The following is a 14,938-nucleotide window of genomic DNA, read 5'->3' as shown; positions in this document are numbered from 1 at the left end:
GCTAAACGTCGTAACGATCGCACCAGCTGAGGATCGCTTTTTCGAAACAGGCAAACGGCGGGTGGACGATCCCGGCGCCGATCATGCCGATCCCGGCGTCTTTGTGGGCGATAGCGGTGTTGATCACCGGTAAAATACCGCTGCTGCCGACGCGGGTGATGTCGATCGCGGTCGGGATCCCCATAAAGCCGAGCAGCGGAATGGTGACGTTCGGGTTTTCGCCAAGGGTGATTTCACGCATCTGGCGCGAGAAATCGACCGCTTCTTCTACCGTTCCGCCGACCAGCGCGACGATAGCCGGCGCCGTCGCCATGGCGAAACCGCCGATGCCATAGGTTTCGGTAATCGCGCTGTCGCCGATATCGAGGCCGGAGTCTTCCGGTTTAAAACCGGCAAACATCGGGCCTATCACCTGCTGGGCCGGGCCGGTAAACCATTGTCCCAGCAGGCCGCTGACCCGCAGTCCGAACTCGACGCCGTTACGCGCCATGGTGGTCACCACGGTGCTGTATTCAATACCGTGGGCCGCGTCCATCGCCGCTTTGCACATCGCCATCCACGTCGGCCCGGAGAAGTAATCGCTGCTGGCGACAAATTCGAACACTTCGCGCTGCTGCTCTACCGGATAACCGGCCTGAATAATCCCCGGCGTGAGCGCCTGAATCAGCAGGGTGGTGCCGGCGTTGTTGCGGTTATGGCACTCATCGCCCATGTGTAGCGCCTGCGCCAGCATTAAGCGCAGATCGATTTCGCCGATGATCTTCATGGCGTCGCGCAGCATGGGGCCCTGCACGTCACGCATCCAGTTCAGACGATCGATCACGCTCTTATCGTTAGCCCCCATGCGCAGGATCTTCGCCATCTGCTCGCTCATGTTGGTATAAGCGATATTGCCGTAGGTTTTGTTCTCGACGATGTGCATGAACATCGACGCCGACGTCACGCCCGCCATCGAACCCACGCAGTCGTGTTCGTGACAGGGTGAGAAGGTAATTTCACCGGAGGCGGCAAGCTCGGCGGCTTCATCCAGATCTTTCGCCAGCCCTTCAAAGACCAGCGCGCCGGTGACCGCGCCTTTCATGGCGCCGCACATGTTTTGCCATTCCACCGGCGGGCCGGCATGCAGAATGGTTTTTGGCGTCATGCCCGGCACGACGTTAATGGCCTGATCAAAGCCGATGAGTACCGGGTGCGACTGAATAATACGCTCCAGCGCCTGCTGGTTGGCGGCGGCGATTTTATCCGCCAGCGGCGAGTCGGCGATGCGATCCAGCGCCTCGACCACCTGCATATTGCCCTGGCCCGGCGGCGTCCAGTCGAGCTGGGTGACGGCGGTGTGCTGCTTTTTCAAATCGTCGCTGAACATGGCGATACCGACGTTAATCACGTTCAACGGCTGGTTAAATAGCGACTGGCTCATCAGGCTTGCTCCCCTTTGCAGATAAATTCACGCGCCAGCAAACCGGTATTGGTACTGCTGCTGGCCAGAATGACGCCAGCGTCAAGCAGCATCTGGCGCTGTTGCTCCAGCGACGGCGTATCGATGTCGGTGCCTAACACGTAAGCGAGAATCGCTAATGGGCGGCCATCGGCGGCGGCAATGGCTTTGGCCTCTTTGATCGCCGCGATCGTCGAACCCACCGGATCTTCATGCGCTCCGAAGCCCAGCACGAAGTCCATGACGATGACCGCCACTTCGGGATCGCGCGCTTCTTGCAGCAGGCGACTGATACGGTTGGTTGGGTCGATCATCGGGTGCGGCTTACCGTTGGTGAAGTCGTCATCGCCGAAATCGAGGAAGGTGTGTTTGATGCTGCGATTGATATCGCTCAGGCGATAAGCCGGATCCGGCTGAATGTTGCTATAAACATCCGCGTGTTTTTCCAGTACCGCGAACATGGTTTCATCGCACAGGGTACCGCCGCAGAACAGGCCGCGAATGTACTTTTGCTGTGGCGTGAGCTGCGCGCGAACGTCAGCAATCAGCGCCTGGTTCAGCGGATGTACATCGAGATTTTCCTGCTTAATACCGCTCAGCAGGACGGCCTTCAGCGCCGCGTCTTTAGTGCCGCGGGCGAACTGCAGGCCTGGCTCATCGGCGGGAGGCTCGGCGCGGCCGAGGAAGCACGCCACCACCGGTTTACGGCAGGCGCGAGCGCGTTCGAGCACTTTTTTCGCCACCGCTGGAGCCGGTGGTTTAGAAACAAGGACGATAATTTCTGTTTGCGGATCGGCTTCCAGCATCTGAATGGCGTCGAGCATCATCAGGCCGCCGATTTTCTCACTCAGATCGCGGCCTCCGGTACCAATCAGCTGCGAGATGCCGCCGCCGAAATCATGGATACGGACGCTCAGCTCCTGGCTACCGGTGCCGGAGGCGCCGATAATACCGATGTTGCCACGGCGAACCGCGTTACCGAAGCACAGCGCCGCGCCGTTAATAATGGCGGTGCCGCAGTCTGGTCCCATCATCAACAACCCCTTTTCGTGGGCCAGCTGTTTCAGCGCCAGTTCGTCGTCAATAGAGACGTTATCGGAAAACAACATCACGTTAAGATCGTTTTGCAGCGCCTGACGCGCTTCGCGAGCGGCAAACAGGCCGTTGACCGAAATAATCGCGAGGTTACTTTGCGGAAGATGTTTTTTGGCGCTGGCGAGGGTAGCGTAGCGCGCTTCGTGCTGGCCGCTTTCGGCCTTTTTGCTGAACAGCGCTTCTATTTCACTGAGTATCTGTTCGCAATCGGCGCCGTCTTTGCCCTTGATGACGATCATCAGGTCGCCGTTTTTCGCTGCTTCCAGCTCCGGGGTCAGCAGCCCAAGGTTATTCAGCACCCCTTTATTCATTTCCGTCGCCATCGCCACAAATGCCTGCTCTACGCCATCGAGCTTATTAGCGCGGGTGGAAATCGACATTAATGAGACGGAATCAAAATAGGTATTCTTCTTCACCACTATTTTAACTGACATTATTCCCTCCATACGTTTGGCTCAGCGCGCAGGCATCCGCCATGCCCAATAGCATGTCGCTGCCGGAACTTGAGCCAATATTTTTAATATCGGCAATAGCCTCAATAGAAAAGGTTGTCGATTGATTAACCAGCAGATTAATCAACACGGCGATACTTTCGCGATAACGTTGGTTTATCGCTGCCTCCAGCGTTATCGCGCTGAGCGGCGTAGTATTTTGTCGGGCGCTCTGCAGCGCGGTTATAAATGCTTCCCGGTATTGATTAGCCGGGTGCCCCTTTATGAATAAAATAACGCTTAGACCTAGCAAATAATCATCCGCCGATGGCGTCAGGCCAATGCCTAATCCGATCATGTTCGCCACGGCGGCACTGATATTTTTATTTTCGCCAAGTGCTTTAAATAATGTTTCCCGTCGCTGCTGGAGTTCATGACTCATCGCGTGATAAAAGGGATTGTCGCCGCGATAGAGAAATAACGTGTCATCCTCATGTAACTGCGTAACGATAATATCGCGCCATCGTCGCCAGGCTATCTGGCTAAATGTTGCCGCGTTTAATACCGCCTGCGGCGTTTGCCAGCGCTCACAACGATGGATGTCTATCCATGTATTATCGCCAATGTAAATCCCTGAATCGGTAAACCGGACGCTTTCCCCTGGCCGGAGCAGGTTGTCAAAGTGGGTGAGTGCTAACCTACAGCTATTGGGCGCATTATCAGAGGTTTCACACAGCAGCGTCAGAAGCCCTGGTTTGCCGGGGATGAGCAGGTTCACCGCATGAGTGAAAACCTGCTCGACCTGTCCGCCGCCGCGCTGCGAGAGAAAGCTCTCATCCGCAGTTAGCGCTTGCACACACCGCCATGAGGAGGTGTTAATGGCGATTCTCCTTCCTCAGGCTCCGGCGGCGACCAGCAGGTGGGCGATTTCACTGAAACCCTTGTCCCATGCCAGCTCCAGCGGCGATTTACCATACTTATCGGTCATATGCGGGTTGGCGCCGTGGTCCAGCAGCAGTTTGACGATCTCCTGTTGCGTCGCGCCGCCGTCGTTTAAGACAATCGCTTCCAGTAGCGGTGTCCAGCCAACGAAATTGGTGTGGTTAACGTTAATATTGGTTTCCGTCAGCAATATTTTCACGATCTCAAGATGGCCTTTTTCACAGGCCGGAGTCAGACCAACGCCGCCGAAACGCGTTAATCGTTCGAGGTCGGGATTTGCCGGCAAAATTAAGCGCAGTAGTTCGACGTCGTTATTCAGGCAGCTAATTAAAAACGGGTTAAAACAGGTCTGGTCCTGCTTATTAATATCCGCGCCAGCGGCAATAAGAACCGAGACACAAGCATAATGTTTATTCAGGCTGGCGAGGGTAATGGCGGTTCGCCCCTGACGATTACTGGCATTAATATCGACGCCACTTGCCAGGCAGGCTTTTAATTTCGTGATATTTCCCTGCTCTGCAGCCAAAAGATAGTCAGCAATAATATTTTCCGTGGCCATCATCTTGCTCCTGTTGTTGCGGCTGAGACTTTCTCGATGGCTTGAGCATAGCAACCAGAAATAGATAAAAGAACCCGCTTAAATTTTATTCGCCATAATCCGGTAGATTGTTGAATGAATTTCAATAATCGATGCAGACTGTGCGGCAGAGCAATGTTTACTTCTTTACGCTTATACCCCTTAACGCAATCGGGTTTTCTTTCGATATAGTTGCCGTCAGAAAGCAACGTCATCAATTTATTTTTCAGAGGGGAAAGAGATGAACGGACTCACCGCTACGGGGATCACCGTCGGTATTTGCGCAGGCGTTTGGCAGCTTATTTCCTCGCACGTCGGGCTGCAGCACGGTTGGGAATTATTGGGAACCATCGGCTTCGTCGCGTTCTGTAGTTTCTATGCGGCAGGGGGTGGCCAATCCGGCTTTGTCAAAAGCCTGTGCGTTAACTATTCCGGGGCAGTGTGGGCGTGGCTGGCGGCGCTGGTCGCCGGCGCTCTCGCTTCAGCCAGCGGTATGTCGGGGTTCTGGGCAAGCGTCATTACCACGGTGCCGTTTTCGGCAGTCATCGTCTGGCAGGGGCGTTTTACGCTAACCTCGTTTATTCCCGGCGGTTTCCTCGGCATGACGCTCTTTTTCGCCACCGGTTTGAACTGGACGGTGACTCTGTTGGGATTTCTGGCGGGCAATTGTGTCGGCTTTATTTCAGAATATAGCGGGCGCAAACTCAGCGAGGCGACCAGTAAAGAGCGAGCCTGAAGCCGCGACGGGTATTAAGCATTGTTCAAAAATGATTGCCCCTTGCCACAGTAACCAATACATTCAGCTCATGTATGGTTTAGCGAAGGCGGGAAGGGCGCATGAACTCGATTTTTACTGAAGAAAATCTGCTGGCATTCACCACCGCGGCGCGTTTTGGCAGCTTCAGCAAGGCGGCCGATGAGCTGGGGTTAACCACCTCAGCCATCAGCTATACCATCAAACGGATGGAAGCCGGGCTGGACGTGGTGCTGTTTACCCGCAACACCCGCAGCATTGAACTGACGGAATCTGGCTACTATCTGTTTCGCAAGGCCACCGATCTGCTTAATGATTTCCATGCGATAAAGCGCAGCATTGATACTATCTCGCAGGGCATTGAAGCGAGGGTGCGCATCTGCATCAATCAACTGCTATATACGCCGCGCCATACCGCCCGCCTGCTGCAGGTGTTGAAAAAACAGTTTCCCACCTGCCAGATAACCGTTACCACCGAGGTATACAACGGCGTCTGGGATTCGATCATCAATAACCAGGCGAATATTGCTATCGGCGCGCCGGATACGCTACTTGACGGCGGCGGAATCGATTATACCGAGATCGGCGCGATCCGCTGGGTGTTTGCTATTGCCCCGGATCATCCGCTGGCGTTTATGCCCGAACCTATTTCAGAAAGCCAGTTACGCCTCTATCCCAATATCATGGTTGAGGACACCGCCAGTACGATCAATAAAAAGGTCGGTTGGCTTCTGCATGGCCAGGAGGCGATCCTGGTTCCCGACTTCAATACCAAATGTCAGTGTCAGATCCTCGGCGAAGGGATCGGCTTCTTACCCGACTATATGGCTCATGAAGCCATTGCGGAGAATCTGTTGGTGATCCGCCAGATCCACAACCCGCGCCAGGATTCCGGCATGTTGCTGGCCACCCAGCACGCGGCAACCGGCCAGGTGACGCAGTGGATTAAGAAGCAATTCCGCCCCGGCGGGATTTTAACGGCGATATATGCTGATTTATTGCATCGTGGAGCAGCGAAATAGTCTTGCCACACATATCTTTACGCCAAAACTCCAGCTGTGGACTTTTCCCCTCGCTTTGCCTTATATATATTTGATGACGTCGGTGATACGGGAAAGTACGGCAATGGATACGGGGAAGTTGAATAGCAGTTTTGGTCGTATTCATGCGTGCTACCAGAAGCTGCAGTTAAATGCGCATCTCCCACACGTCATCGCCTGTAGCGAAAACGTCGAGTGCGCCGCCGGCGAGCGTTTTCAGCCACAGGATGGGTTCATTTACTTTCTGCTTTCCGGGCAAATCACTCTCGCCGTAAGCGAGCCTGATAATCTGCTAGGGATCGTGATCGAGCATATGCCGCTGGGCCTGCTTGAGCACTACTGCCCGGCGGTAGAGCTGCTATATCAATGCCTCGATCGCTGCCGTTTTGCCAGAATCAGCATTGAGGATTTCGAGCGTATCTTCTTTTACTCTTCGCCGGAGTATATGAAAGAGCTGACGACTATTCTGGCCTACATGGGCATTTTTGCTCTCGATGCGCACAACGAGCGCGGCAACCTGTCCGGTTTTCAGACCATAAAATCGATGCTATCGCGTTATCTGTACCGTAACGAGATCGATTGTGGAAAACGTGAAAGCCTGTCCGCTTTTATTATTAAACGGACCAATCTTTCGCGCAGCTATGTTTATCAGGTTTTAGCGGCGTTAAAAGAAGGCGGTTATATCACGGTGAAAAAAGGTCAACTCATTTCTATCGACCGAAAAATACCGGATAAATTCTGATTAATATGGTCAGTTGTCAGGGCGATTATGCCCGGCTTGCTGACGCCTGTATAAAGTGAATGTGAAATACGTCACACATTCTGGAGTTATTTTATGACCCTGGATTATATTGCTTTAGCCATCCTGATTGCGGTGGTGCTGATTTTATTTTATGGAATTATCGTGATCCACGATATTCCTTATGAAATAGCCAAAAAAAGAAATCATCCGCACCAGGATGCGATTCATTACGCTGGCTGGGTGAGCTTGTTCACCCTGCACGTGCTGTGGCCGCTGCTGTGGATCTGGGCCACGCTGTGGCGAGAAGACCGCGGCTGGGGAATGCAGCAGTTAAAGACCGACCAGCACGATTTACATCAGCGTCTGGATGCGATGCAGGCGGAATTAAACCGTCTGAAAAATAGCGCCGTCAATCAGGAGGGGAAATAATGGAAACGTTATTACTGCTGTGTTATGCCGCCTTGTGTATCGTGATATTTAAAGTATTCCGTATTCCATTAAATAAATGGACGGTTCCCACTGCGGTATTAGGTGGCGTGATACTGATTGGCATGTTAATCCTCGGTATGAATTATAACTTCCCCTATAGCGAAGTCGGGAAGCAGGTTTATCGCACGGTGCCCATTGTTTCGCAAACCCGCGGTCGAGTCACCAGCGTGCCGGTGAAACCAAATCAGATGCTGCATGAAGGCGACATCTTGTTCACCATCGACCCAACCCCGTTCCAGGCGAAGGTGGACGACCTGACCGCACAAGTGAAAGCGGCCAGCCAGGATGCGTTGTCGCTGGATGCGGGGTTAACCAGCGCGCAGGCTGATTTAAGCAAAGCGGTCGCCGAGCGCGACCGGGCCCAGCGTGAATACGCCCGCTTCCAGGCAGGTCATGATAAAGGGGCCTTTTCCGATCAGATGGTCGATACCCGTCGCCAGAACTGGAAAGCCTCGCAGGCGGCGGTTGACGCCGCCCGGGCAAAGGTCGCACAGGCGCGTAACGATCTCAATTCGGTGGTGCACGGCGAGAACACCAAAGTCGCTTCGCTGCTGGCGCAGCTGCGCGAGGCGCAATTTAAGCTCGATAACACGGTGGTACGCGCGCCGTCTGACGGCTATGTCAGTACCGTCGGCCTGCGTCCTGGGACCATGTCCACCGCGTTGGGGCTGAAGCCGGTAATGACGTTTGTGCCAACGGATAATGCGAATTCACGTGAATACGTCGCCGCATTCCGTCAGAACGCGCTGCAGCGTTTGCAAAAAGGTGAACAGGCTGAATTACTGTTCCCCTCTATTCCGGGAACCGTATTTAAAGCGCAGGTCGCGGAAGTGCTGCCGGCGATTGGCGAAAGCCAGTTTCAGGGTCAGGGGACGTTGCTGACGGCCAACGATCTGGCGGCGCGCGGCCGAGCGCTGGTGGTATTAAAAGTGACCGACGATCGTCTGGCAAATTATCAGCTGCCGCAGGGCGCGGATGTCGAAGCCGCCGTCTATTCGGAACATTTTGAGCACCTGTCGCTGATAAGAAAGATCCTCATCCGTATGAAAAGCTGGGAAAGCTATCTCTATCTCGATCACTAAAACGACGGAATAGCGGTCAGGCAGTTTTAAGAACTTTTCCTAATGCCAAGCGCAGAAGCTTATGCCATGCTGAATGTGACTCGTAACATAAAGCACGCGTTAAGAGAGGAAAAATATGAAAAAAGCAATGATTGCACTATCCGCTATTCTGGTCGCTTCTCCGGTATTCGCGGCAACCACTACACATGCAACCGATGATACCGTGGCCGCAGCCCACGAAAATGCCAACACGGCAAAAGAAAAACTGCACCAGGCGCAGAATCAGGGCGAAGAGATGAAGCTCAAGTCCAAACATGCTGCTGAAGGGAAAAGCGATAGCGTCGGCAGCCAGATAAGCGAAGGCACGCAGAAAACCTGGAATAAAACCAAAGAAGGCGCCGAGAAGGGCTGGGATAAGACCAAAGAAGGCACTGAGAAAGGCTGGAACGCCACTAAAGAAGGCGCCAGCAAAGGTTGGGATAAAACTAAAGAAGTCAGCGAGAAAGGCTGGGATAAAACCAAGCAAGGCGCTGAAGAGTTAAAGAATAAAGTCTCTGAGTAATACTGACTCGCTGAGAACAAAAAAGGTCGCGCAAGCGGCCTTTTTTACGTCTGGCGCTCGCTGAATTTATTGTTTGCTGCCTTCCTGATTTAGCCAGGAATAGTCCTGGATAGGTTGCTAATCACTATTTCTCCACATTTGCAGGGTAAAAAAGAGATATATCAGGAGGTGTACTATGAAAAAGATGATTTCTCTGGCGGTTATTTTATCTTGCGTGCTGAGCGCTCAGGCTTTTGCCGATGGCCCAAATGACGGTCATCGTCCGGGGCAACAGCAGGTATGGCAGAATGGCCCGAAGCAGGGTGACCAGAATGGACACCACCAGCCGGGCGGTCCTGGCGATCACCATCAGGGCAACAATGATAGCCGCGGCCCGGACCGAAGAGGTCATGACGATCGTCGCCAGGAACGCCATGAACAGGACCATTTCGCCTGGAGGGGTAACGATTTCCGTAAAGGCCATCCGGCGCCGGAGCATTATCGCGGTGATGAATATCGCGTCAGTAACTGGAACGAACGTGGCCTGCCGCGCCCCCCGGAGGGTCATCACTGGTCTTATATCGATGGCAATTACGTGCTGATCGCCGCAGCGACCGGAATTATTACTTCAATTCTGGTAAGCGGCGCCCTCGGTCATTAAATAATGATACTTGCGGCATGGCATTCGCGCCGGGTCAGGCTAATGTCTGACCCGGCTTATTGATGCTAACTTGTACGGACCACAGTGGATCACCTTTTATTCAGCTCGTCATCCGGCCAGTATTTATAACCGTTGACCATTGCCTGAGCCGCCAAACCTTTCTCGGTGATTTCATAAACGTTGACTTTTGACGGCAGCGAAGAGGTATCTTTCGCCACGCCGTTGGCTGACGCGCCTATCGGGGCGATGCCGTTGTCGTCATATTTCGCTGCCGCGTTGGCATCCGCGCCGACCATATAGCCTTTAGTAATGAAAGTATTCAATGCGTCTTTATCGTGGAATACCAGTACGGTACGCAACTGTTTCACGCCCATACCCACACCGGCGCCGCCCTGGGCCATTTTCATATAGGTATCTTTGCCGGTGGCGCTATTTTTCACCACGCCGTAACCGCTACCGAAGCCAAAGACTAATATCTTGCTGCTGTTACTGGCGAAGACCGCGTAGCCCTTTGAATGCTGGATATCGCTACGCGCTTCCGGGTACAGGCTATAGAGTTTACTGAGCGTGTTGGTACGCATCTTTTGGATGCTGGCGCGTTGCTGGCTGGCGGTGTCGCCCTCAGCGCTGCAGCCTGTTAGCGTCAGCGCGCAGGCAAGTAAAAGTAAATGATATTTCATGGCTGTTTATTTTTATTTAAAACTGAATTAAAGCGGGGATAGTAGAGTAAGTGTTGGTGTGTAACCCATAAAATAAACGTTTATATTTAAATTTTGCCAGTTTTAATGGTTATTGTTCTGCGATTTGTCTGTATTAAAAATATGATGGATGGTGTTCCAGCAATTAGAAATGCTACTTGCATAAACTTTGCGCCAGGATAACTTGTTAAGTTCTTAATCTATTCCCGGAGAACGGCATGTCTGATTGTGTAATTCCAGAAATTAAAGCCACGGAAGATGAAATGATTTCTATCCGTCATTATTTACATGCCAATCCGGAATTAAGTCTGGAAGAGTTTAATACCAGCGAGCTGGTTGCCGGTAAGCTGACAGAATGGGGCTATCAGGTGACCCGCGGCCTCGGTAAAACCGGCGTCGTCGGCAGCCTGAGCAAAGGCGACTCGCCGCGCACTATTGGCCTGCGCGCCGATATGGACGCATTACCGATTTATGAAACCACCGATTTACCCTGGGCCAGTACCGTACCCGGAAAAATGCACGCCTGCGGCCATGATGGCCACACCACGATTTTGCTCGCGGCGGCGAAATATATCGCCTCGCCGGCCTGCCAGTTCAACGGCACGGTGCATCTGATTTTCCAGCCCGCGGAAGAAGCCATCGGCGGCGCGGATCTGATGATTAAAGATGGCCTGTTTGAGCAGTTCCCCTGCGAACGCATCTTCGGCCTGCACAATATGCCGGGGCTACCGGTTGGCAAGCTGGGTTTCTATGCTGGCAACTTTATGGCCTCGGCGGACACGGTCAAAATCACGATTACCGGCTACGGCGGCCACGGCGCGCATCCTGAACGCACCGTCGACCCTATCGTGGCCGGCGCGGCGCTGGTGATGGCATTGCAGAGCATCGTCGCGCGCAACGTGCCGCCGGGTGAAACGGCGGTCGTCAGCGTGGGGACTTTCCAGGCCGGCATCGCCTCGAACGTGATTCCTGAGAGCGTGGTGATGGAGCTCAGCGTGCGGGCGATGAAACCGGAAATTCGCGATCTGCTGATTAAGCGTATTCAAGAGCTGACCGAGTTTACTGCCAAAAGCTATGGCGCCAGCAGCGAAGTCGAGATTTACGACTCTTACCCGGTATTAACCAACAGTAACGAAGAGACCGATTTCGCCCAGGCGCTGGCGCTGGAAGTCTTTGGCCGCGAAGGGGTGCTGGAGTCGGTATCGCCAATGAACGCCAGCGAAGATTTCGCTTTTATGCTGCGCGAGCGTCCGGGCTGTTACTTCCTGCTCGGCAACGGTGAAAAAGGCGAGAAGGGCGGCTGCATGGTGCATAACCCCGGTTATGACTTTAACGATGACATTATCAGCACCGGCGCGACGCTGTTCGCGCGTTTAGTGCAAGCGCATTGCCGTTAATCCCTGGAGAAGACTTCAAATGAAAAAATCACTGTTGTTGTGTTTGGCATTAATGGCGTCGACGTCGGCGCTGGCCGCCGGGGCGAAAGAGATCCGTTTTGGCGTTGACCCGACCTTCGCGCCGTTTGAATGGAAAGATCCGCAGGGCAAGCTGGCGGGATTTGATATCGATTTGGGCAACGCGATATGTCAGCAACTGCAGGCGAAGTGCGTGTGGGTGGAAAGCAACTTCGACGGCATCATCCCGGCGCTGAAGGCGCGTAAATTTGACGCGATCCTCTCAGGGATGTATATGACCGAGAAGCGTAAAGAGCAGATTGCTTTTAGCGATAAGCTGTACAACGGGCCGGTGTTTCTGGTGGCGCGCAAAAATACCCTCAAAGGCAATACGCCAGAGCAGTTGAAGGGGAAAACTATCGGCGTCGAGCAGGGGTCGGCACAGGAAACTTATGTGAACCAGTACTGGCGGCCGCAGGGGATTAACATTGTTGCCTATCAGGGCGCCGATAGCGTCGTTCGCGACCTTGAATCAGGTCGTCTCGATGGCGCGGTACTCTCCGGCATGATGGCCGATTACAGCTTCCTGCAGCAGCCGCAGGGCAAGGATTTCGCCTTTGTTGGCGGACAACTGCAGGATAATAAACTGTTCGGCGCCGGGGCGGCGATTGGCCTGCGTCAAGGCGACGATGCGCTGCGCGAAGAGATAAATGGCGCGATTGCGAAAATGCTTGCCGACGGCACCTACAAAAAACTGGCCGGGAAATATTTTAGCTTTGACGTTTATTCCGGGACATAATGTCAGAGTGTACCCTGCGGGCATGGACTGCCCGCCGCAAGATTCCTTTTCTGATTATCCACTCGACATCCTCTTCAGACCCCCTGCGGTTATCTGAGGGAAACAGAATATAAGCTAAGGAGTAATCGGCATGATGACACGTCCATTGGGCAAAAGCGGATTTTCCATCGCCCCATTAGTATTTGGCGGCAACGTCTTTGGCTGGACCATCGATGAGAAAACCAGTTTTGCCATTCTTGATGCTTTTGTTGACCACGGTTTTGATGCTATCGATACGGCGGATGTTTATTCCCGCTGGGCGGAGGGCAATCAGGGCGGCGAATCCGAAACCATTATTGGCCGCTGGCTGCAGGCGCGCCCTGGCATACGCGATAAAGTCAAAATCTTCACCAAAGTCGGATCTGATATGGGGCTACCCGGCCATAAAGGATTGAAAAAGGCCTGGATTCAGCAGGCGATTGACGACTCGTTGCGCCGCCTGAATACGGATTACGTCGACCTCTATTTCGCCCACTGGCCAGATCCTGAAACGCCAATCGATGAAACGTTAGAAGCATTCCAGGCGCTGCAGCAGGCCGGCAAGGTGCGGGCGATTGGCGCTTCAAACCTCGACGCCGGACAGCTGTCATCGGCGCTGGAAGTGGCGCGTAAAGGCGGCCTTCCTGCCTGGCAGGTGCTGCAGCCGGAATATAACCTCTATCACCGCTCCGCTTTTGAAGGGGCGCTACGCGATCTCTGCGTCAGCCGCGATATAGGCGTGGTGACCTACTACAGCCTGGCTTCCGGCTTCCTGAGCGGTAAGTATCGCCAGCCGTCCGATTTAGCGCAAAGCCAGCGCGGTAGCGGCATCGCTAAATATCTCAATCCACGCGGAATGCGGATTATTGACACGCTGGTCGCGGTGGCGGAAGAACAGCAGGCGAAGCCCGCAGAAGTGGCGTTAGCGTGGCTGATGAGCCGGGAAGGCGTTACCGCGCCGATTGCCAGCGCCACCAGCCTGGCGCAGGTGGAAAGCTTCGCCCGCGCGGCGGCGCTGAGCCTTAGCAGCGAGCAGTTGGCGCGGCTCGACAGCGCCAGCGCCTGAATCAGTCGCTCATCCCCGGAGGCGGCGCGTTGCGCCTTGTCCGGGCTACCAAATCGCACAGTGCCGTAGCCCCGGTAAGCGGTAGCGCCACCGGGGATTTTGCGGCCCCCAACCTCGGCAGTTTCAGCCACCATGGTGAATAAATTAACGGCGGGCCCCACGAACGGTAGGCCGGATAAGGCGCAGCCGCCATCCGGCGCAAAGCTGCTCCTTATCCGCGGATGTTGCCCGGCGTAGCGACACATGACCCCCTTTACTCATCAGGCTCACCCGCCGTTTCTGCTCCTGAACATGCATTTCCGTCAGTGCCTGATGCCGAAGCACCCGCGCCCGCAGGGCCCGTTCAACCGGATGGGGCGCTTCCGGTTGAACGGGCGCGTCTCCCGGCCACGCAATATTATTCCTGATGGCGGGTGACGTTGAGGATCTTCGCGCTCGCGCCGACCGGGAAATTACTCAAGGCGCCAAAATCACTGCCCTGATAACCCATGATCTTGCCATCGGTTCGCATCTGCTTAAGATCGATAAGGATAACCCCCAGCGTGGGAATGATTTTCTCCCGCCAGACGAACAAATAGAGATCCTCAGCCACCTGCACGTAATGGCAGCGATCGACATCCGCCAGCCCCTTTTCCACGCCATCCAGACACTGCCAGGCGTAAAAATTATCGTTGAGATAGATGTGTTCATAACGCTCGGTCGGGCTATAGGTATACTGATTGCGCATGCCGACCAGCGCGGTGGTAAAGTCCGGCAGCGGTCCCGGCTGGGTATCCAGGCGGGCGAAGACAAATCGCGCCTCGACGGCGGTCAGCGGCAACCCTTGCTCTACCCGGCTGAAGGCGTCCAGCCGCGCGGCGGCTTCGTCCGGTAGCTGGCCGTATACCAGCGTGGCGTTGCGCTGCGTCAGGTTGCATACCGCGCTGATACTGGCGTTATCGCGCTCCGGGTCAAGAAAATCGATAAACAGAATATCGGGGCGCAGGGCGGTTGCCCGCCAGGGCGCGCGGTTGCCGTTCCAAAGCAGTGTCTGGTCATTTTCGATAACCAACTGCTGCGGCTCGCTCCCGTCGGCATAAAAGGTAAAGCGTTCGCCTGCGGGCAGACTGGCGGTGGCCAGCAGGTTGCCGTGCGGGGCGAAACCATCGGCCAGCGCGCCGACCTGGATAAATACGGCTTCTGAAGTCATGTG

Annotated in this window: 16 protein-coding genes; 10 read left to right on the top strand and 6 right to left on the bottom strand. The window is 54.5% G+C overall.

Features of this window, described 5'->3' with window-relative positions:
• Position 1 precedes the first annotated feature (1 nt).
• The 4 genes from ABLU80_RS06055 to ABLU80_RS06040 are packed head-to-tail and all read right to left on the bottom strand — an operon-like array spanning position 2 to position 4,465.
• The gene (locus tag ABLU80_RS06055) at positions 2-1,420 is read right to left on the bottom strand and encodes a DUF1116 domain-containing protein (RefSeq protein WP_260841651.1); all 1,419 of its coding nucleotides are present in this window, start codon (positions 1,418-1,420) and stop codon (positions 2-4) included.
• The gene (gene fdrA / locus ABLU80_RS06050; protein ID WP_015367852.1) at positions 1,420-2,967 is read right to left on the bottom strand and encodes an acyl-CoA synthetase FdrA; all 1,548 of its coding nucleotides are present in this window, start codon (positions 2,965-2,967) and stop codon (positions 1,420-1,422) included. Before fdrA ends, ABLU80_RS06055 begins: the two co-directional genes overlap by 1 nt.
• Positions 2,957-3,820 carry a DUF2877 domain-containing protein gene (locus ABLU80_RS06045; protein ID WP_348849831.1) on the bottom strand — a complete coding sequence of 288 codons (864 nt, stop codon included), beginning with the start codon at positions 3,818-3,820 and terminating at the stop codon, positions 2,957-2,959. Before ABLU80_RS06045 ends, fdrA begins: the two co-directional genes overlap by 11 nt.
• A 39-nt stretch (positions 3,821-3,859) precedes the next feature.
• Positions 3,860-4,465 (bottom strand): ankyrin repeat domain-containing protein, encoded by a 606-nt coding sequence (locus tag ABLU80_RS06040; RefSeq protein ID WP_045361902.1) that lies wholly within the window; start codon positions 4,463-4,465, stop codon positions 3,860-3,862.
• A 259-nt stretch (positions 4,466-4,724) separates the two neighbouring features.
• Between ABLU80_RS06040 and ABLU80_RS06035 the strand changes: the two genes are divergently transcribed.
• From ABLU80_RS06035 to ABLU80_RS06005, 7 genes are all read left to right on the top strand, one after another.
• Positions 4,725-5,219, top strand: coding sequence for a DUF1097 domain-containing protein (locus ABLU80_RS06035; protein WP_348849830.1), 495 nt, complete (start codon positions 4,725-4,727; stop codon positions 5,217-5,219).
• Positions 5,220-5,320: 101 nt separating this feature from the next.
• Positions 5,321-6,259, top strand: coding sequence for a LysR substrate-binding domain-containing protein (locus ABLU80_RS06030; protein WP_015367846.1), 939 nt, complete (start codon positions 5,321-5,323; stop codon positions 6,257-6,259).
• 103 nt (positions 6,260-6,362) lie between these two features.
• Entirely contained in the window at positions 6,363-7,019 is a 657-nt protein-coding gene (locus ABLU80_RS06025; protein WP_074167364.1) for a helix-turn-helix domain-containing protein, read from the top strand.
• Positions 7,020-7,112: 93 nt separating this feature from the next.
• The gene (locus tag ABLU80_RS06020; RefSeq protein ID WP_020079414.1) at positions 7,113-7,448 is read left to right on the top strand and encodes a DUF3302 domain-containing protein; all 336 of its coding nucleotides are present in this window, start codon (positions 7,113-7,115) and stop codon (positions 7,446-7,448) included.
• Positions 7,448-8,590, top strand: coding sequence for an HlyD family secretion protein (locus ABLU80_RS06015; RefSeq protein ID WP_015704659.1), 1,143 nt, complete (start codon positions 7,448-7,450; stop codon positions 8,588-8,590). The genes ABLU80_RS06020 and ABLU80_RS06015 overlap by 1 nt, the downstream gene beginning before the upstream one ends.
• A gap of 115 nt (positions 8,591-8,705) precedes the next feature.
• Positions 8,706-9,131 carry a hypothetical protein gene (locus tag ABLU80_RS06010; protein WP_015367842.1) on the top strand — a complete coding sequence of 142 codons (426 nt, stop codon included), beginning with the start codon at positions 8,706-8,708 and terminating at the stop codon, positions 9,129-9,131.
• Positions 9,132-9,306: 175 nt separating this feature from the next.
• A complete protein-coding gene (locus ABLU80_RS06005; RefSeq protein ID WP_213795591.1) occupies positions 9,307-9,771 on the top strand; it encodes an RcnB family protein in 465 nt (154 codons plus the stop codon).
• 89 nt (positions 9,772-9,860) lie between these two features.
• On the opposite strand, the gene ABLU80_RS06000 is transcribed toward ABLU80_RS06005, so the two are convergent.
• On the bottom strand, positions 9,861-10,451 hold the full coding sequence (locus tag ABLU80_RS06000) for a YSC84-related protein (protein ID WP_015704661.1): 591 nt from the start codon (positions 10,449-10,451) through the stop codon (positions 9,861-9,863).
• A gap of 236 nt (positions 10,452-10,687) precedes the next feature.
• On the opposite strand from ABLU80_RS06000, the gene ABLU80_RS05995 reads away from it, so the two are divergent.
• From ABLU80_RS05995 to ABLU80_RS05985, 3 genes are all read left to right on the top strand, one after another.
• The gene (locus ABLU80_RS05995) at positions 10,688-11,866 is read left to right on the top strand and encodes a M20 aminoacylase family protein (protein ID WP_032714021.1); all 1,179 of its coding nucleotides are present in this window, start codon (positions 10,688-10,690) and stop codon (positions 11,864-11,866) included.
• 19 nt (positions 11,867-11,885) lie between these two features.
• Positions 11,886-12,662, top strand: a complete 777-nt coding sequence (locus ABLU80_RS05990) for an ABC transporter substrate-binding protein (protein ID WP_015367838.1) — start codon at positions 11,886-11,888, stop codon at positions 12,660-12,662.
• 130 nt (positions 12,663-12,792) lie between these two features.
• Positions 12,793-13,746 carry an aldo/keto reductase gene (locus ABLU80_RS05985; RefSeq protein WP_015704664.1) on the top strand — a complete coding sequence of 318 codons (954 nt, stop codon included), beginning with the start codon at positions 12,793-12,795 and terminating at the stop codon, positions 13,744-13,746.
• A gap of 397 nt (positions 13,747-14,143) precedes the next feature.
• Here ABLU80_RS05985 and ABLU80_RS05980 read toward each other — a convergent pair whose 3' ends face one another.
• Positions 14,144-14,935, bottom strand: a complete 792-nt coding sequence (locus tag ABLU80_RS05980; protein WP_348849829.1) for a MoaF C-terminal domain-containing protein — start codon at positions 14,933-14,935, stop codon at positions 14,144-14,146.
• Between the last annotated feature and the right edge of the window lie 3 nt (positions 14,936-14,938).

The organism is Klebsiella sp. CN_Kp104, from assembly GCF_040064515.1.
Lineage (GTDB): Bacteria > Pseudomonadota > Gammaproteobacteria > Enterobacterales > Enterobacteriaceae > Klebsiella > Klebsiella aerogenes.
Note: the sequence above shows the minus strand (reverse complement) of the source record. Positions and strands in the feature narration are given on the sequence as shown.